Below are 16,767 nucleotides of genomic sequence, written 5' to 3'. Positions count from 1 at the left end.
CTCAGGCATGCACCGCCGCGGCGGCCGCCATGGCCTCGGCGACAAGGTCCGCTCGCTCTTCGTGCGCCAGATGGCCAAGCCCCGCAAGCACCTCGAGCGTCGCCTGCGGCATTAGTTTCACTGCCTGCTCCACCGAACCGACCGGCACCGCCGCATCCTTGGCGCCATGGATCAGCCGCACCTGCGCCATGACCTTGGGCAGATCGCGCTGCAGCCCGGCGAGGTCCCACCCCGCCATCATCTCCAGCGCGCCCCGGCAATGAAGCGCATTGCCCAGCAGCATGGCGTAGCTGCGCACGCCCTCGGCATCGATGTTGGAGCCGGTCGAGCGCACCAGCAGCCGCCCGGTATCGCCCGAGGTCCGCGCGCTGGCAGCAAACAGGCGCGGCACCAGCGGATTGAGCACCAGCGCGCGGGCAAGCCCCTGAAACAGCGGCGCAAAGAACCCCGGAAACGGTGAAAGCGCCGCATTGAGGCCGATCACTTCCGGCACCGCAAACCCGTCGCGCACCATCCGCAGCGCAATCGCCGCTCCGGCGGAATGGCCGATCAGCCGCTCGGGCTGCACCTCCAGCTTTTGCAGCAGCGTTGCGACCGCCGCCGCCATGCCCGGCAGCGTCAGCCCCCCCGCCGGCCTTCCGCGCGTAAAGCCATGCCCCGGCAGGTCCATCGCGATCACACGGTTGTGCTGTGCGAGGAGCGGCATCAGATGCCGCCAGCTATGCGTTGCTGCGCCGGTGCCGTGGAGCAGCACAAGCGCTGGCCCCGAGCCCATTTCCTGCACATGCCACGTCAGCGACCCGGCAGCCACGAACCGGCTGGCCTCACGGTGTGGCCAGTCACGCCCGTCACTGTCCCAATCGAGTGGCCTGCTCATGTCAGGGCCCCGATCACCGCGCTGAGCGCCTTCGCATTGGCTTGCGGCAAAGGCACATAACGCGCCCGCATCGCCGAGGCGATGGCCGCCGCTTCAGGGCGAGGGCGCGGCGAGATGTCGATCACCACGCCTGCCAGTCCCGCTGCTGCAACCGCGCGTCCGGCCTTCAGCGCATCCTCGGTCGCCGCCGCGCGGTTGGTGCTGCCATCAAGCGCGATGTTCCCGCGCCCGTCGGTCAGCACCACCAGCAGCGGCGTATAGCCCCGGCGCGCCAGCCCCGTGCCGAGCGTGCAGACCATCGACAGCCCCGCCGCCAGCGGTGTTCCGCCGCCCCCCGGCAATTCCGTCAGCGCCCGCCGTGCCCGCGTCAGCGAACGGGTCGGCGGCAACAGCATCGTCGCCTCCTGCCCCCGGAACGCCACGAGCGCGACTTCGGTGCGCTTCACATAGGCCTGTGCCAGCAGCAGCTCGACGGCGCCCTTGGCCTCCGCCAGCCGGGTAAACGCCGCAGAGCCCGAGGCATCGACCGCGAAGATCGTCACCGAAGCACTGCGCGCCTCGAACCGCCGCACGCGCACATCGTCCTTCATGATGCGCAGGCCGGGCCGCTTTTCACCCTCGCTGCGCCGCAAGGCCTGCCACGGCACCGCCGCGCGCAGGGTATCGATCAGCGCCAGCCGCGCCCCGCCACGCGGCAGCCCTTGCCGCGCCGCCAGCGGACGCCCCCTGAGCGGCGAGAGATGCCGCGAACCACCGCCGCTACCCGCACCGCGCCGGACGCGCCCATCGGCAAGCGCTTCCAGCAGGCCCGGCGGGATCGCCGCCGCTGCCGCTTCGATCAGCTGATCGGGATCGGGTACGCCATTGTCCTCGCGCTCCTCGTCTCCCGGCGTATCAGTCTCGCCTTCTGGCGGCGGGGGAGGGGGCGGCGCTTCGTCCTGTTGATCCTCCGGCGGCGGAGGCGGCAGCCGCGTGGCGCGCGGGGCCAGCACCAGTCGCGCCGCTGCGGCAAGATCGCTCTCAAGCACACGGTCCCGCCCTTCCAGCCGCGCGCTCGCGCCAGCCGTCAATGCAGCAAACCGCAAGGCTCGCCCGGAATCGACCCCGAGTGCCAGCGAAACCGCCGCCAGCGCTTCCAGCCCTTCCGTGCTGCAGGGCGGGATCTCGGCTGGTGAGGCGAGGGGAGACGGAAGCTCGGTCGTCCCCAGCCCTCCAGGCGAGCTACTTCCAAGATCGCATGCAAACGCCACTCGCTCGGTCAGGCTCAGCGGCGGCACTTCGTCGCGCTCGGCCCCGTCATCGAGCAACACCAGCCCGAAGCGCTCCGCCGCTTCCGCCTGATCCAGCGCCTGCGCGACGCTTCCCGCCAGCGACGGCGTGATCCGCTCGGCGAGCGGCGCGATCACCACCCCGCCGCGCGCTTCCTGCAGGAACCCGGCGCGCGAGACACTGTGCCCTGCGGCAAGGCTGGCGGCGAGATCGATCCCCCCATGCAGCCGCTCGCCATCGATATGCGCGGGCATCCGCTTCAACGCCACCGCACTCCCCAGCCGCTCGACCAAGGCATCGCGCGCCGGACCGGGACCGCGCAGCCACAGCCCGCCAAACCCCGCCGGCCAGAGCGCAAAGGCTTGCAGCGCCAGCGCCGCATCTTCTGCGGCGGACGGCGCGGGGAGGGTCGTCACCCGAAGACCTCGGCCACCGCGCGCTCGATCCGCGTCGTCGAACCCGTCTCATCGAGCACGTCGCGCCGCAGCCGGTGCCGCAGCGCCATCGGCGCCACCGCGATCACATGCTTGCGCTTGACCTTGTCGGCGCCCTCCAGCGCCGCCTGCGCCCGCGCCGCGCGCATCAGGGTCAGCTCGCCGCGCAGCCCGTCCGCCTTGCAGGCCATGCACAGCCGCGAAGCATCGTAGAGCACCTCGTCCGGCGTCTCAACCGTCGACAGCCGGGTCCGCCCCTTGGCGATCTTGCGCACGATCTTGGCGTCCGCCGCCGCCCACTCCTCGCCGAACGCCACCGGATCGCGCTCATGCGCGGCACAGCGGCGCATGATCTCCACGCGGGCGTCCAGTGCCTGCGGCGTGCGCACTTCCACCGAAAGCCCGAACCGGTCGAGCAGTTGCGGCCGTAGTTCGCCTTCCTCCGGGTTCCCGCTCCCGATCAGCACGAACTTCGCCTTGTGCCGCACCGAAAGCCCCTCGCGCTCGACCAGGTTCTCACCCGATGCCGCTACGTCGAGCAGCAGGTCGACGAGGTGATCTTCGAGCAGGTTGATCTCGTCGATATAGAGAAAGCCGCGGTGCGCCTTGGCGAGCAGCCCCGGCTCGAAGCGCTTCTCGCCCGAACGCAGCGCCCGCTCCAGATCGAGCGCGCCGATCACGCGGTCCTCGGTCGCGCCCAGCGGCAGGTCCACGAAGGGCACTGGCCGCTTCGCCGTCTTCTTCGATGTACAGGGATCTGGACAGGTCCCCGCATCGGGCGGCGCGCAGCCGAATCGGCAGCCTTCCACCGCGACAATCGGCGGCAGGATCGCGGCAAGTGCCCGCGCTGCCGTCGATTTCCCGGTTCCCCGGTCGCCGAAGACCATCACGCCTCCGATGGCAGGATCGACAGCGGCCAGCAGCAGGGCCTGCTTCATTTCGTCTTGCGCGACGATGGCGGAGAAGGGGAAACGGTTCATGGTGTCAAGCAATCTGGACTATGCGCCTTGTAAGGGCAAGCGCGCTGTGAAAGACTAGCGGCCTCAAGGGGAGTGCCAAGGCCATGCTCAACGAACACCGGCTGCGGCGCGAGATTGTCGGCGAGATGCATCTGCGGCGCTGGCCGCCGATCACGCCCCCCATGTCGATCGTCCAGATCCTGCGCGTGGGGCCCTCGGAAGGCCTGCCTCCTTTTCGCGGCGGCCCCGCCTTCGCCGCCGAACCCGGCCAGCGCCATATGCAGGGCATCCTTGCCGACGGCCTCCTGTTCACCTGGGAGCGCCACAGCGAGGCAACCACGCTCACCGTCTTCGCCAGCCCCGATGCGCCCTTGCTCCCCGAAGCTCGCGCCTGGGCCGAAAGCGCCCCCGGCGAAGTCCTGCGCGCCACACTCATCGATATCGAGTCTGACGCGGCCGCCGCGTCCGCGCGCATGGCGCAGTTCGAAGTCGATCCCGCCGAACTCGTCTGCTGCGATTTCGGCGGCGGCGCGCGCCTGTCTTCCGATTTCCGCATCAAGGACGAAGGCTACGGCCGCCTCGTCGTCGCCGCCGGACAGCTCGGCCCCGTCGACCTCGCCCGCGCGGTCCAGTCGCTGCAGGAACTCGGCAACTACCGCAACATGGCGCTCCTCGGCCTCCCGGTTGCCCGGGCCGTCTGGGGCAAGCTCGATGCCGCCGAGGAGGAACTGCGCGCCTTCGGTCGCAAGCTCGATTCGGACGAAGTGTCCGACAACGACCTCCTTGATTCGCTTTGCGCGATGAGCCTCGAACTCGGCACCATCGCCGCCGATACCCGCTACCGCCTCAGCGCCACCGCCGCCTACGCCCGCCTCGTCGACGAGCGCCTCGCCACGCTGAACCCCGTCGCCATCCCCGGTTTCGCCAGCCTCGCCGATTTCACCCAGCGCCGCTTCTACCCCGCCATCCGCACCTGCGAGACCGTGGTGCGCCGCCAGCAGGAGCTTGCCGAGCGCTCCGCCCAGCTCACCTCGCTGCTGCGCACCCGGATCGAGACCCGGATCGAGGACCAGAACGCCCAGCTCCTCAAATCATTGGAAAGCGCAACGCAGACCCAGCTGCGGCTCCAGCATCTCGTCGAAGGCTTCTCCACCGTCGCGATCACCTACTATGCCGTCTCGCTCCTCGCCTACCTCAGCGGCGGCCTTTCCCTCTTCGGCGTCCACGTCGAGCACGACCTGTTCGCCGCGCTCGTGATCGTCCCCGTCTTCATCATGCTCTACGTCTACCTGCGTCGCGAACGCCACCGCCTCGGCGCCGACTAGCAAAATTGCACCTCCGGACCCGCTTTACGGCGCGCCCAAGTCAGGCAATAGCCATCCCTGACAAGCGCTTGCGGGAGAGGGACATGAGCGGCGAAGAAACCTTTGCAGACCTGCGCGAAGGCGTGCGCAAACTCTGCGCGCGCTTCCCCGGCAGCTACTGGCAGGCGCTCGACCGCGACCGGAAATACCCCACCGAATTCGTGACGACCCTCGCGCAGGAAGGCTGGCTCTCGGTCCTGATCCCCGAGGCTTACGGCGGCTCCGGCCTTGGCCTTGCGGCGGCGACAGCGGTGCTCGAGGAAGTCCACCGCTCCGGCTGCAACGGCGGTGCCGCCCACGCGCAGATGTACACGATGGGCACGCTCCTGCGCCACGGCTCCGACGCGCAGAAGGAGCGCTACCTCCCCGCCATCGCGCGCGGCGACCTGCGCCTCCAGGCCTTCGGCGTCACCGAACCCACCAGCGGCACCGACACCACGCGCCTCAAGACGTTTGCCCGCCGCGATGGCGACCGCTACATCGTCAACGGCCAGAAGATCTGGATCAGCCGCGCCGAACACTCGGACCTCATGGTCCTCCTCGTGCGCACCACTCCTCGCGAGGAATGCGCCCGCCCCACCGAGGGCATGAGCGTCCTCCTCGTCGACTTGCGCGATGCGGTCGGCAACGGCCTCACCATCCGCCCCATCCGCACGATGCTCAACCACGCCACCACCGAGCTGTTCTTCGATGACCTCGCGGTCCCGGCCGAAAACCTCGTCGGCAAGGAAGGCGATGGCTTCCGCTACATCCTCTCCGGCATGAACGCCGAGCGCATCCTCATCGCCTCCGAATGCATCGGCGACGCGCGCTTCTTCATCGACCGCGCGGCCGCCTATGCCAAGGACCGCAGCGTCTTCGGCCGCCCCATCGGCCAGAACCAGGGCGTCCAGTTCCCCATTGCCCGCGCCTATATCCAGACCACCGCCGCCGCGCAGATGGTCGCCGATGCCGCCGCGAAGTTCGATGCGGGCGAAGGCGCCGGCACCGAAGCCAACATGGCCAAGCTCCTCGCCTCCGAAGCCTCGTGGTTCGCGGCGGACATGTGCGTCCAGACCCACGGCGGCTTCGGCTTCGCCGAGGAATACGACATCGAGCGCAAGTTCCGCGAAACCCGGCTCTACCAGGTCGCGCCGATCTCCTCGAACCTCATCCTCAGCCACGTCGCCACCCACGTGCTGGGCCTGCCCAAAAGCTTCTGAGACAAACCGTTGCACCACCGCCCACAAGGCGTAATCTCGCCTCGCGCGCGGTAAAACTAGCCCCGAGTCTGAAGGGCTTGGCCGCGCTGCCCTGCATGGAGAAGATGCGATGCCCAAGCTCCCCGCCGCCATCCTCACGCTGAGCGCCGCCGCGCTCGCCCTCGCACCCGTCGCCGCCGCTGCCGAGACGGTCGTCCTCACCGCCAACCTCTCCGGCGCCAACGAGCCCGCAGGCGGCGCCCCCGAAGGCAACGGCGCCTTCCGCGTCGAGATCAACACCGAAACCGGCGATTTCTGCTACACCCTCTACGGCGAGAAGATCGCCGCGCCGACCATGGCCCACGTCCACACCGGCGCCGCCGGCACCAACGGCGCCCCCGTCATCACCCTCGATGTCACCGGCAAAGGCAGCGACATGTGCATCGCCGTCGAACCCGACAAGCTGAAACCCATCGTCGCGGATCCGGCAGGCTTCTACATCAACATCCACACCGCAGATTTCCCCGCGGGTGCGGTGCGAGGCCAGCTGGCCAAGGGCTGATCTTCCCCGACACGGGAAAGGGGACCACTCGCTCATCCTGAGCTTGTCGAAGGACGGTGGTGCACGGGCACCCCGGCCGATGCATCCCTGTGGTCGGCCGACTGTCAACACGTGTCGGTCCCTCGAACCAAGCGACGTCATTCGCATTGGACTGCACGATCATCAGGGGTAGTATCCTGCCATGGCACTGCAACTCCCACTCAGGCTCAAGCTCCAGATCATGTGCGGCGATGAAGTCGCGATGGGGCCGGGCAAGGCGGACCTTCTGGACGCGATCGTCCAGCATCACTCGATCTCTGCCGCCGGACGGGCGATGGGCATGAGCTACCGCCGCACCTGGATGCTGGTCGATGCCATGAACCGCTGCTGGCAAGGTCCGCTTGTCGCCACCACCCCGGGAAACCAGAAGGCAGGCGCCCAACTCACCGAACTGGGCGAGGCGATCCTTGCGCAGTACCGGGCGCTGCAAAGCGAGGTTGAGCAAGTCATCTCGGAGCGGCTGGCGGCGCTTGTCGAAAAACTGCTGCTGCCTGCACCGCGCCCCGCCCGGCGTCGCACTACGACCGAGGCCGACGCACCTACCGCCGCAGCCTGAGCGTTACGCCAACGGTGCGCGGATCGCTCGGCGTGCCGAGGATCAGCCCTGAATTGCCGGCCTGGATGGTGAGGTTCTGGATATAGTTCGCGCCCAGCAGGTTGCGCGCGAAGACCGCGATTTCCCATCCCTTGCCCTGCGCGTCTTCCTGCCGATAACCCACACTCGCGTTGGTGAGGTTGTAGCCTTCGATCCAGGTGTATTGCGACAAGCTGGGATCACCGAAATACCCGCTGCGCCAGTTGCTGTCGGCATGGAGCACCAGCGACCCGCCGCCCACCGGCACCGCGTAGTCGCCGCTCAAGGTCCCCGACCAGCGTGGCAGGCCGGCGAGACGCTTGCCCGTAAGGTTGCAGGCGGCGGTCGCCGCCGTCTGGACTTCCAGCGGGCAGGGCCCTGCCGGATAGTCGGTATAGGTCCCCTCGCCATAGGCCAGCGCACCGGTCAGCGTCAGCGCCCCCAGCCGCAGCACTCCATCAGCCTCGAGACCCTTCACGCGCACTTCGGGAATGTTGGAGAGATAGCCGCGCAGCGCCACGGTCTGACTGGAATCGACCACAGTCGCCTGAAAATCGCGCACCGTTGTGTGATAGGCGGCAAGGTTCAGAGTCAGCCGCTTGTCCCATAATTCCGCCTTGATCCCGGCTTCCCAGGTCGTGTTGCGCTCGGGCCGGACCACCGCGGTGGAGAGCGTCGGCTGGTTGTTCGCATCGAGCGGCAGGCCGGACATGTTGATCCCGCCCGATTTGAACCCGCGCGAAAAGCTGCCGTAGAGCAGCACTGCGTCGACCGGCTTCCACGCGATGTTGGCGCGGCCCGAGAGACTCCCTTCCTTGTTGCTGGCCGAATAGCTCTGCGGCCGCAGCACGCCGAGGCGGGCGTTGATGAGCGCCGGTCGTGTCACCATTTTATGATATATAGATAATGGCATCTGGCATGCGGGCTTTGGCGCGCAGGAAAGGGAAGATCGGAGATCTGCTCTGCTGGTCGGCTGAGCCGCTCATGGAGCAGACTGGAACGGCGCTCAGCAAGTTCCGTCGGTCCGAGTAACGCGCACCGGATCCCCTCAGGACAGCGTTTTATAAATAACAGACGCGTCTGTTATTTATAAAACGCTGTCCTACAGTCGCTGATCTGCGGCATGGTCCTCTCATGTCGCATGATTCCCAACAATCCTGCCACTTTACGCCCCCTGCTGATCGCGGCGGAGGGACTTCGAGGGGGCTGACAGTTTTTGCTCTGGACTGTGTCAACCCTGTCAACCTTGCGCCTCGGCGGGCGGTCAACAGGCCGGGCGGGGCGGGGCGAATCGGGTGCCCCGAACGCAAATGAGGGCCGGCATTGCTGCCGGCCCCCACTGTCGCCGCTGCTGGCACTCTGGCATTCCAGCGCCTGAGCTCACCGCGTCCTTCCGCCGTTCCCTGCCCTTCGGTTCCCACCCTTCGGGGCGGTACTCCTCCAGTCCGCTCAGCATTCCGGTCCTTCCTGCAAGGCAGGCGCTTCCTTCTTGCTCAGCCTTCAGTCCTGCGGCGTCCGCAGTTCCTGACCACATGGGCCTGGCAGTCGCTGGTTCCCGTACCACAGTCCGCACGTTGCCGCGCTTCCTGTCGCTGCGAGCGTGTTTCCTTGTCCCGTCCTTCCGGCGACGCTCCCTCCGGTCCGGCCTTGCGACCTTGCCTTCGGACGTACTCCCTCGGGGGAGGCAAGGGCCCTTCCGCACTGGTCTGGCGTGCTGCCCCTCGCTCTGCTTCCGCCGGTCGGTGCCCCCGGTCTTCCGACCATCGGCCTTGCCGCTTCCGCTTCACGTCGGGACGCCATTCCGGCATCCGGAACCGGTCTTTCCGGCCTGCAATCGGCCCTTTCCAGAGCGCGCCTCAGCACGCTGGAACTGGTTTCAATGCATACGTTCCAGTCCGGCCCGATTGGTCAACTTCAGCTTGTTAATCAGTGCCTTGCGGCGCTTTTCTCAGGCTTCGTTTCCCTCTCGACAAGACAGATGCTGCGCTTCGGAGCTGAGTCGCACAAGCAGCAAAATGCAAAGTTATCCACAGGCAACCCAATGGCTGGTGGACAACTCCGCAAGCTGCGGAATCTGCTTTGTTTTAGTTTTGTGACGATTCGTGGCGGGTCAGTGCCCGCGCTGTGCCAGCAGCCGGAGGCGCAGGGCATTGAGCTTGATGAAGCCCGCCGCGTCTTTCTGGTCGTAGGCGCCGGCATCGTCCTCGAACGTCACGTGGCGTTCGGAGTAGAGGCTGTCCGGCGACTTGCGACCGACGACGCTGGCGTTGCCTTTGTAGAGCTTGAGGCGGACGGTACCGTTCACCCGCGCCTGGCTGTGGTCGATTGCGGCCTGCAACATCTCGCGCTCCGGGCTGAACCAGAAGCCGTTGTAGATGAGCTCGGCATATTTGGGCATGAGCTCGTCCTTGAGGTGCGCCGCGCCGCGGTCGAGCGTGATGCTTTCGATGCCGCGGTGGGCGCGGGCATAGATTTCGCCGCCCGGGGTCTCGTACATCCCGCGGCTCTTCATGCCGACGAAGCGGTTCTCGACGAGATCGAGCCGGCCGATGCCATGCTTGCGGCCAAGGTCATTGAGCGCGGCAAGCAGGGTGGCGGGCGACATGGCCTCGCCGTTGAGCGCGACGCCATCGCCCTTCTCGAAGTCGATGGTGATGTATTCGGGCGTGTCCGGCGCGTCCTCCGGATTGACCGTGCGGCTGTAGACGTAGTCCGGCGTCTCCTGCCACGGATCTTCCAGCACCTTGCCCTCGGACGACGTGTGGAGGAGGTTCGCGTCGGTCGAGAACGGGCTTTCGCCGCGCTTGTCCTTGGGCACCGGGATCTGGTGCGCCTCGGCCCAAGCGATGAGCGCGGTGCGGGAGGTCAAGTCCCATTCGCGCCACGGGGCGATGACCTTGATGCCCGGCTCCAGCGCGTAGGCCGACAGTTCGAAGCGGACCTGGTCGTTGCCCTTGCCGGTGGCGCCGTGGGCGACCGCATCGGCGCCGGTCTCGCGGGCGATCTCGATCAGGCGCTTGGAAATGAGCGGGCGGGCAATCGAGGTGCCGAGAAGGTAATCCCCTTCGTAACGGGCATTGGCGCGCATCATCGGGAAGACGAAATCGCGCACGAATTCCTCGCGCAAGTCGTCGATGTAGATGTGTTCGGGCTTCACGCCCATCAGTTCGGCCTTGGCGCGGGCCGGCGCGAGTTCCTCACCCTGGCCGAGATCGGCGGTGAAAGTCACCACTTCGCAGCCGTAGGTCACCTGCAGCCACTTGAGGATGACGCTGGTATCGAGGCCGCCGGAGTAGGCGAGGACGACGCGCTTGATATCGGACATGGCAGCCAGCTTCCCGTGGACAGGTAACGAATGGCGGGGCGGCTAGCAGGGCCGCGCGCGTGGTGCAACCGGTTGGGGGAAACCTTCAGCCTTTCCGCGCGGCGCGATAGGCCAGTTCGGTCTCGTTGATATAGTTCCGGGTCAGCGGCAGGGCATCGCGGTTGCGGACGATCTGGAGCTGGAAATTGACCAGATCGGCATGTTCGAACCCGGTGGCCGCACCCGCCAGATAGAACTGCCACATGCGGAAGAAGCGGCCGTCGTAGATGCGGGTGATCGTCTCTTCCTGCGCGGCGCAGCGCTTGTACCATTCGCGCAAGGTGAGGGCGTAGTGGCGGCGCAGGATCTCGCAATCGGTGAGCATGAGCTTGCACGGCTCGATCGCCCTGACCGTCTCGCTCAGCGAGGGGATGTAGCCGCCGGGGAAGATGTACTTGCGCGTGAAGTCGTCGGTGATGTTGGGCGGCCCGGCGCGGCCGATGGTGTGGAGCAGCGTGACGCCGTCGACCGCCATGAGATCGTGGCATTTGCGGAAGAAGGTTTCGTAGTTGGGCACGCCGACGTGCTCGAACATGCCGACCGAGACGATGCGGTCGAACGGGCCCTGCTGGTCGCGGTAGTCGGTGAGGCTGAAGGTGACCTTGTCCGCCACGCCCTCGCGCTCCGCCCAGGCCTTGGCATAGCCGATCTGCTCGACGCTGAGCGAGATGCCATGGACCCTAGCGCCGGTTGTCTTGTGGATGCTGAGCGCGAGGCCGCCCCAGCCGCAGCCGATATCGAGCACACGCATACCCGGCTTCAGGTTCAGCTTGGCCGCGATGTGATCCATCTTGGCGAGCTGGGCCTCCTCGAGCGTGGTGATACCTTCGTCCCAATAGGCGCAGGAGTATTGGCGCGCGGGATCGAGGAAGAGATCGTAGAGCCGGTCGTCGAGATCGTAGTGATGCGCCACGTTGCGCTTCGAGGAGCGGCGCTGGTTGATCTGGTCGAGCCGGCTCATCACTCGGACGCGGGCCTTGTCGAACAGATTGAGGTTGTCGAGATCGCCGCCCTTGTCCCACGGATTGTTGCGGCGGATGAAGCCGACGAAATCCATGATGTCGCCGCCTTCGATGGTGACGCGGCCATCCATGAAGCATTCCGCCATGCCGAGGCTGGGGTTGCGGGCGATGGCGCCGGGGACGCGGGCATCATGGAGCTTGAGACCGAGATCGGGCCAATCGGGCGCGGCGGTGCCATAGCGGCGTTGGCGGCCCGATGCTTCGGTCAGCGTCAGGGTGCCGTACTTCACCAGACGGCGCAGCGCAACATCGAGCAGGATCATGGACATCGGCGCGACCTCTTGGACCGGTTTCAAGTCTGCTTGCGGCCTATGACGCGCGAGCGCTGCGCGGGCAAGCCGCGCAGCGCATAAAAGCGATGCATCAACGGCAACGCGAGCCGCTGCGTTCGATCTCGCGGCCAAGGAGGGCACCGCCAGCGGCCCCCAGCAGGGTGCCCAGCGTGCGGTCGCCGCGGGTATCGATCGCGCGCCCGACAAGCGCGCCACCGACTGCGCCGATGACCAGGCCGGTCGTGCCGTTGCTGCGCTTGCAGTAGTAGCGGCCATCGCGCCCGCGCCAGATCTGATCCCGGCTGGAGAGAGGGCGCGGTTCGACATAGCGACCGTACTGATCATACTCGCCGCTTTGCGCACGGCGGCCATGAGCCGGAGCCCACGGCGGCGGATCGGCCAGCGCGGGAGCGGCGCCAAGCGTGGTGGCGGCAAGAACTGCAGCGGTGAGGAACCTGTTCATGGGTGACATCCTTTTCGGGTGTTCGTGGACGTGACGGGATCTGTTCGCTCGAACCTGCGGACATGATGCCCAACCAAAGATGAACGGGGCTGCAAAGGCGACAAAGCGAGGGCTTGGCGCGGTCAAGCGTTATGATGGTTCAAATCACTTTCCTACAAGTACCAAATAGGTTATTTTTGAACCTTCCCTGCCTGCCTGGAGAACATTCATGCCCAATCCGCCGGTCACTTTCCCAGCGATGTTTACACCTGCCAACGCCGTTGCCTTCACCAATGCCGATGGTACCGCGCAGACGGTAAGCGCCGATGCGCCGCTGCCGGTCGCTTTCTCCGGAAGTGCGGGTACGCAGGCCATCAGCGCAGTCAGCCTGCCGCTGCCGACCGGCGCGGCAACAGCGGCAAGTCAGGCGGCGACGAACGCCGCGCTGGGCACCCTCTCGGCGCAGCTTCCGGCGACGCTTGGCCAGAAGCCGATGGCGCAGAGCCTGCCGGTGGCGCTCGCCAGCGATAGTGCCACGCTCGGCGTGACGGTAGGCAACTTCCCTGCGGTGCAGGCGGTGACCGTGGCGAGCCTGCCTTTGCCGGCGGGCGCTGCGACTGCTACCAATCAGGCATCGACAAATACGGTGCTGACGGCCATTTCAGGCCAGCTCCCCGCCAGTCTCGGCCTCAAGCCGTCCGGCGCAAGCCTCTCTGTCGGACCGGCGAGCGATCTTGCCAACATCGAACCGGCGGCAACCCCGATCTCCGGAACCGCCATGCCCAGCGGCGGTTCGGGCATTACCGGCTGGCTTTCGGCAATCTATCGCTCCACCAGCGAGGGGGCGACGATTGCGGGCAGCGTCACATCGGCGGCGACCGTCGTTTCCGCCAGCAACAACGCCTATATGGGCGGCGCGTTCCAGGTGACCAACGCCGGCACGACGTGCACGATCACCTATGAGCAATCGAATGATGGCACCACCTGGGTGACCCTGCCGGTCATTTCGGCTGCTTTGCCCACGGCTGCACCGACCACCACGTCCACGGCGGCGGGCATTTACTCCTATGTCTCGTCGGCGGCTTTCGTGCGCGCTCGCGTGAGCACGTACACCAGCGGGACGGTGGCGGTTGTGCTGAGCCAGAAGCAGCAGGTCGCGCCGTCAAGCGGCGTCTCGCTGGCGGCGGGCGGTTCGGGTATCGGCAGCGTCAGCGTGAGCGGCACTGCGACGATCACAGGCAATGTCAATGTCGGCATCGGATTTACCGAAAGCCTCGCGGCACTCGCAGCCTCGGCGACGTTCACCGGGATTGGGCGCACGAACAGTTCGAACCAGTACGCCTACTACAACATTACGGCGTTTGCCGATCAGGCTGGCACGCTGTTCATCGATCAGTCGCTCGACAGCGGCGTGACATATCAGCCGGTCGCCAGCCAGGCCGTGGCGGCGGGCAGCGCCGCCAATGTTTCGGTGCGGCTGTGCGGCGCGGTGGGTACGGCGACACTGTACCGGCCGCGTTACGTCAACGGCGCCACGGCACAGTCGACCTTCCGCCTTTCCGGCAGCTTCTCGGCGAATTGATGCGCCTCAGCCGAGCGCGGCCTGCTTCTCTTCGAGGAGCCGGTCGAGCTCGGCGCGGGACTTGCGTTCGGCCGCGGTCTTGAGCTGCCCGCAGGCGGCATCGATATCGCGGCCGCGCGGGGTGCGCACCGGGGCCGAAATGCCGGCATCGAACACGATCTTGGCAAAGCTCCTGATGCGTTCCGGCGTCGAGCATTCGTAAGGCGCGCCGGGCCAGGGATTGAACGGGATGAGGTTCACCTTGGCGGGCAGGCCATACTGCTTGATCAGGCGGACGAGCTCGTGTGCGTCGCTGTCGCGGTCGTTCTTGTCCTTGAGCATCACATATTCGAAGGTGATGCGGCGGGCGTTGGAAGCGCCGGGGTAATCGGCGCAGGCCTGCAGCAGTTCCTCGATCCCGTACTTGCGGTTGATCGGCACGATCTCGTCGCGCACGTCCTTGGTGACGGCATGGAGCGAGACGGCGAGGTTGACGCCGATTTCCTCGCCGGCGCGGGCCATCATCGGCACAACACCACTGGTCGAGAGCGTGATGCGGCGCTTGGAGAGGGCGAGGCCATCGCCATCCATGACGACCTTGAGCGCATCGCGGACGTGGTCGAAATTGTAGAGCGGCTCGCCCATGCCCATCATCACGATGTTGGTCAGGAGGCGGCCGTCGGGGGTGTAGTCCGAGGCTTCGTCGTCATCCGCATCGTCGAAATCATCATCGGTTTCTGGCCCGGCCATCGATCCGCGCGGCCATTCGCCCAGAACGTCGCGCGCCAGCATGACCTGGCCGACGATCTCGCCCGGCGTGAGATTGCGGACGAGGCGCATCGTGCCGGTGTGGCAGAAGCGGCAGTTGAGCGTGCAGCCGACCTGGCTTGAGACGCAGAGCGTGCCGCGCGTGGCATCGGGGATGAACACCATCTCGAAATCGTGGTTGTCCGCCGTGCGCAGCAGCCATTTGCGGGTGCCATCGCTGGAGACTTGCGCCTCGACCACTTCGGGGCGGCCGATGACGAAGCGCTCGGCCAGCCACGGGCGCATGGTCTTGGCGATATCGGTCATCGCCTCGAAGTCGGTGACGCCGCGATGGTAGAGCCAGTGGAACACCTGCTTGGCGCGTAGCTTGGCGGCCTTCACATCGAGCCCTGCAGCCTCGAACACGGCAGTGATCTGCTTGCGGCTGAGGCCGATGAGGTCAACGCGTCCATCGGCGCGCGGGGTTACCTCGCGCGGGACGGGGACGGGATCGATCAGTCCCGGGATCGGCATCGGTTCTATCTGCATCGCGCGCATATAGGGCCAAGGGCGCGTTCGCGCAAACCAGCCCTTAGTTCTGGGCGCAGCCGAGCAAAGCGGCGTCCATCGCGGAAGCGGCGCCGGCAAGCGTGTAGGTATCGGTGAAACTGCGCCCCGAGCCGCGCGCGGTGACGCTCATGCTTGAAGCGGAACGCATCGCGGCAACGACGGCGGCATCCATGCGGCGATCTGCGGCCCATGCGTCGGCAGCGCCGGCGACAAGCTGGAAGCGCTGGCCGCCAACCGAGAGCGTGACTGTGCTGCCCGGCCCGATCCTGCGCGAGAGGCGAACGTGGATTTCCCCGCGCGCGGCCCGGCGGGGCCAGTTGCCGACGGTGAAGTAGGGCTGGAACTCGTTGACGCGGCCCTCCACCTTGTCGGCCATGGCGATGGCATAGCAGCGCGGCACGCCGGCATCGGCAAAGGCGCCCCAGCTGTTCCAGATGCCGAGGCTGTCGCGCGCCACCGCGGGCGTGGCGCAGAGCAGGGCGGCGGCGAGCAGTGCCCGTCTCATGGATCGACCAGATCGAGATAGGCGACGACATCATTGTCGGTCGCGATGAACAGGTCGGCCTGGATGCCTTCGGGCTGCTGCGCGGCGAGGGCGAGCGCTTCAGCGAGCGCGCCGTAGAGCAGCGTCTGCGCCGCGCCGCCTTCGGGGCCGTCGCTGAGGTGATAGAGGCGGACGCTGGCGCTGTCGTGCGTGGTGCGCATCAATCCCGGCCTTCCCGTTTCGCGCCATCCAGCAGGCGGGCGGTGCGCTCTGCCTCCGCCTTGCTTGCGGCGCGTTCGGCGCGGGTGCGGCCGTGGGCGGCCCGGTTGGCGGCGGCTTGAGCTTCCTTGCCCTTGCGCGCGGCGGCCTTGCGGGCGAGGCGGAGGTTGACGACTTCGCCCATCAGGCGTGCTCGCTGCCCCGCTCTGAGCCGAACAGGACGGTCTCGCGGCCATCCTGCACGAGCGCGATCGAGCCTTGCACCAGCGAGGGGGCGATGGGGGCGCCGAGATCGGGGTGGACCGGATAGCCTGCCATCATGCCGCGCAGCACGCGGCTGGAAATGCCGTGCATGACGACGACGTGATCGCCCGGCGCATCGCCCACTTCTGCCAGCCACTTGGTGAGGCGGGCAGCGATCATCGGGTAATCCTCGCCTTGCGGGGCGGGGCGCAGGAGATGGTCGGCGATGACGATGGGGCCGACTTCGGCCTCGACATCATCGTAGAGCCGCCCGCACCATGCGCCCATGTCGATCTCCTTCAGATGATTGGTGCGCTGCGCCGCGAACCAATCTAGCCCAAGGACATCGGCGATCATCGCCATGGTCTGCAACGCGCGGCCGGTTTCGGAGACGTGGAGAGTGACCTCTGGCCGGTCCCCGAGCACGCCGAGCAGCGCCGCGCCCATGGCGAGGGCCTGCTCGACACCGAGGCGGGTGAGGGGCGTGTGGATGTGGTTCGCCTGAAGGCGGCGGGCGGCGTTGTAGACCGTCTCGCCATGGCGCATGATGAAGAAGCGGGGGCTGGCCATGGCGCGCGTGATAG

Annotated in this window: 17 protein-coding genes; 5 read left to right on the top strand and 12 right to left on the bottom strand. The window is 67.0% G+C overall.

Annotation, left to right across the window (positions count from 1 at the left end):
- Nucleotide 1 precedes the first annotated feature (1 nt).
- The 3 genes from bchO to bchI are packed head-to-tail and all read right to left on the bottom strand — an operon-like array spanning nucleotide 2 to nucleotide 3,560.
- Nucleotides 2–877, bottom strand: coding sequence for an alpha/beta fold hydrolase BchO (bchO, locus tag IP83_RS16350; RefSeq protein WP_054123291.1), 876 nt, complete (start codon nucleotides 875–877; stop codon nucleotides 2–4).
- Complete coding sequence (locus IP83_RS16345) at nucleotides 874–2,562, bottom strand: magnesium chelatase subunit D (RefSeq protein WP_054123290.1); 1,689 nt, start codon at nucleotides 2,560–2,562, stop codon at nucleotides 874–876. Before IP83_RS16345 ends, bchO begins: the two co-directional genes overlap by 4 nt.
- Complete coding sequence (gene bchI, locus IP83_RS16340) at nucleotides 2,559–3,560, bottom strand: magnesium chelatase ATPase subunit I (RefSeq protein WP_054123289.1); 1,002 nt, start codon at nucleotides 3,558–3,560, stop codon at nucleotides 2,559–2,561. Before bchI ends, IP83_RS16345 begins: the two co-directional genes overlap by 4 nt.
- 83 nt (nucleotides 3,561–3,643) lie before the next feature.
- Here bchI and IP83_RS16335 point away from each other — a divergent pair, with 83 nt between their 5' ends.
- The 4 genes from IP83_RS16335 (at nucleotide 3,644) to IP83_RS16320 (ending at nucleotide 7,241) form a co-directional block, all read left to right on the top strand.
- On the top strand, nucleotides 3,644–4,864 hold the full coding sequence (locus tag IP83_RS16335; RefSeq protein WP_054123288.1) for a DUF3422 domain-containing protein: 1,221 nt from the start codon (nucleotides 3,644–3,646) through the stop codon (nucleotides 4,862–4,864).
- Between the two features lie 83 nt (nucleotides 4,865–4,947).
- Complete coding sequence (locus IP83_RS16330) at nucleotides 4,948–6,105, top strand: acyl-CoA dehydrogenase family protein (protein WP_054123287.1); 1,158 nt, start codon at nucleotides 4,948–4,950, stop codon at nucleotides 6,103–6,105.
- Between the two features lie 109 nt (nucleotides 6,106–6,214).
- Nucleotides 6,215–6,646 (top strand): CHRD domain-containing protein, encoded by a 432-nt coding sequence (locus tag IP83_RS16325; protein WP_054123286.1) that lies wholly within the window; start codon nucleotides 6,215–6,217, stop codon nucleotides 6,644–6,646.
- A gap of 181 nt (nucleotides 6,647–6,827) precedes the next feature.
- A complete protein-coding gene (locus tag IP83_RS16320; RefSeq protein ID WP_054123285.1) occupies nucleotides 6,828–7,241 on the top strand; it encodes a winged helix-turn-helix domain-containing protein in 414 nt (137 codons plus the stop codon).
- Here the strand turns inward: IP83_RS16320 and IP83_RS16315 are convergent.
- The 4 genes from IP83_RS16315 to IP83_RS16300 form a co-directional block, all read right to left on the bottom strand.
- Nucleotides 7,225–8,148 (bottom strand): TonB-dependent receptor, encoded by a 924-nt coding sequence (locus IP83_RS16315; RefSeq protein ID WP_054123284.1) that lies wholly within the window; start codon nucleotides 8,146–8,148, stop codon nucleotides 7,225–7,227. The genes IP83_RS16320 and IP83_RS16315 overlap by 17 nt on opposite strands.
- A 1,221-nt stretch (nucleotides 8,149–9,369) precedes the next feature.
- On the bottom strand, nucleotides 9,370–10,584 hold the full coding sequence (locus tag IP83_RS16310) for an argininosuccinate synthase (RefSeq protein WP_054123283.1): 1,215 nt from the start codon (nucleotides 10,582–10,584) through the stop codon (nucleotides 9,370–9,372).
- Between the two features lie 85 nt (nucleotides 10,585–10,669).
- On the bottom strand, nucleotides 10,670–11,908 hold the full coding sequence (locus IP83_RS16305; protein WP_054123356.1) for a cyclopropane-fatty-acyl-phospholipid synthase family protein: 1,239 nt from the start codon (nucleotides 11,906–11,908) through the stop codon (nucleotides 10,670–10,672).
- A 100-nt stretch (nucleotides 11,909–12,008) separates the two neighbouring features.
- Nucleotides 12,009–12,380, bottom strand: a complete 372-nt coding sequence (locus IP83_RS16300; protein WP_054123282.1) for a glycine zipper 2TM domain-containing protein — start codon at nucleotides 12,378–12,380, stop codon at nucleotides 12,009–12,011.
- A 238-nt stretch (nucleotides 12,381–12,618) separates the two neighbouring features.
- Between IP83_RS16300 and IP83_RS16295 the strand changes: the two genes are divergently transcribed.
- The gene (locus IP83_RS16295) at nucleotides 12,619–13,941 is read left to right on the top strand and encodes a hypothetical protein (RefSeq protein ID WP_156309787.1); all 1,323 of its coding nucleotides are present in this window, start codon (nucleotides 12,619–12,621) and stop codon (nucleotides 13,939–13,941) included.
- Between the two features lie 6 nt (nucleotides 13,942–13,947).
- Here the strand turns inward: IP83_RS16295 and rlmN are convergent, their stop codons facing one another.
- Genes rlmN through IP83_RS16270 form a run of 5 tightly spaced genes read right to left on the bottom strand, consistent with a single transcriptional unit; the run spans nucleotide 13,948 to nucleotide 16,753 of the window.
- On the bottom strand, nucleotides 13,948–15,225 hold the full coding sequence (rlmN, locus tag IP83_RS16290) for a 23S rRNA (adenine(2503)-C(2))-methyltransferase RlmN (RefSeq protein WP_054123280.1): 1,278 nt from the start codon (nucleotides 15,223–15,225) through the stop codon (nucleotides 13,948–13,950).
- 34 nt (nucleotides 15,226–15,259) lie between these two features.
- Complete coding sequence (locus IP83_RS16285) at nucleotides 15,260–15,742, bottom strand: hypothetical protein (RefSeq protein WP_054123279.1); 483 nt, start codon at nucleotides 15,740–15,742, stop codon at nucleotides 15,260–15,262.
- Complete coding sequence (locus IP83_RS16280; protein WP_054123278.1) at nucleotides 15,739–15,942, bottom strand: hypothetical protein; 204 nt, start codon at nucleotides 15,940–15,942, stop codon at nucleotides 15,739–15,741. The genes IP83_RS16285 and IP83_RS16280 overlap by 4 nt, the downstream gene beginning before the upstream one ends.
- Complete coding sequence (locus IP83_RS16275; protein WP_054123277.1) at nucleotides 15,942–16,124, bottom strand: DUF4169 family protein; 183 nt, start codon at nucleotides 16,122–16,124, stop codon at nucleotides 15,942–15,944. The genes IP83_RS16280 and IP83_RS16275 overlap by 1 nt, the downstream gene beginning before the upstream one ends.
- Nucleotides 16,124–16,753 (bottom strand): phosphoglycerate mutase family protein, encoded by a 630-nt coding sequence (locus tag IP83_RS16270; RefSeq protein ID WP_054123276.1) that lies wholly within the window; start codon nucleotides 16,751–16,753, stop codon nucleotides 16,124–16,126. Before IP83_RS16270 ends, IP83_RS16275 begins: the two co-directional genes overlap by 1 nt.
- Nucleotides 16,754–16,767 lie beyond the last annotated feature (14 nt).

Origin of the sequence: Novosphingobium sp. AAP93 (assembly GCF_001296055.1) — a bacterium.
GTDB lineage: Bacteria > Pseudomonadota > Alphaproteobacteria > Sphingomonadales > Sphingomonadaceae > Novosphingobium.
The sequence above is the reverse complement of the archived record's forward strand: the minus strand, read 5'-3'. Positions and strand labels throughout refer to the sequence as shown.

Bases quoted from the DNA above. Each gene is read 5' to 3' on its own strand.
- bchO (WP_054123291.1), bottom strand. From the start codon at position 877: ATGAGCAGGCCACTCGATTGGGACAGTGACGGGCGTGACTGGCCACAC.
- bchI (WP_054123289.1), bottom strand. From the start codon at position 3,560: ATGAACCGTTTCCCCTTCTCCGCCATCGTCGCGCAAGACGAAATGAAG.
- IP83_RS16335 (WP_054123288.1), top strand. From the start codon at position 3,644: ATGCTCAACGAACACCGGCTGCGGCGCGAGATTGTCGGCGAGATGCAT.
- IP83_RS16330 (WP_054123287.1), top strand. From the start codon at position 4,948: ATGAGCGGCGAAGAAACCTTTGCAGACCTGCGCGAAGGCGTGCGCAAA.
- IP83_RS16325 (WP_054123286.1), top strand. From the start codon at position 6,215: ATGCCCAAGCTCCCCGCCGCCATCCTCACGCTGAGCGCCGCCGCGCTC.
- IP83_RS16320 (WP_054123285.1), top strand. From the start codon at position 6,828: ATGGCACTGCAACTCCCACTCAGGCTCAAGCTCCAGATCATGTGCGGC.
- IP83_RS16315 (WP_054123284.1), bottom strand. From the start codon at position 8,148: ATGGTGACACGACCGGCGCTCATCAACGCCCGCCTCGGCGTGCTGCGG.
- IP83_RS16310 (WP_054123283.1), bottom strand. From the start codon at position 10,584: ATGTCCGATATCAAGCGCGTCGTCCTCGCCTACTCCGGCGGCCTCGAT.
- IP83_RS16305 (WP_054123356.1), bottom strand. From the start codon at position 11,908: ATGATCCTGCTCGATGTTGCGCTGCGCCGTCTGGTGAAGTACGGCACC.
- IP83_RS16300 (WP_054123282.1), bottom strand. From the start codon at position 12,380: ATGAACAGGTTCCTCACCGCTGCAGTTCTTGCCGCCACCACGCTTGGC.
- IP83_RS16295 (WP_156309787.1), top strand. From the start codon at position 12,619: ATGTTTACACCTGCCAACGCCGTTGCCTTCACCAATGCCGATGGTACC.
- rlmN (WP_054123280.1), bottom strand. From the start codon at position 15,225: ATGCGCGCGATGCAGATAGAACCGATGCCGATCCCGGGACTGATCGAT.
- IP83_RS16285 (WP_054123279.1), bottom strand. From the start codon at position 15,742: ATGAGACGGGCACTGCTCGCCGCCGCCCTGCTCTGCGCCACGCCCGCG.
- IP83_RS16280 (WP_054123278.1), bottom strand. From the start codon at position 15,942: ATGCGCACCACGCACGACAGCGCCAGCGTCCGCCTCTATCACCTCAGC.
- IP83_RS16275 (WP_054123277.1), bottom strand. From the start codon at position 16,124: ATGGGCGAAGTCGTCAACCTCCGCCTCGCCCGCAAGGCCGCCGCGCGC.
- IP83_RS16270 (WP_054123276.1), bottom strand. From the start codon at position 16,753: ATGGCCAGCCCCCGCTTCTTCATCATGCGCCATGGCGAGACGGTCTAC.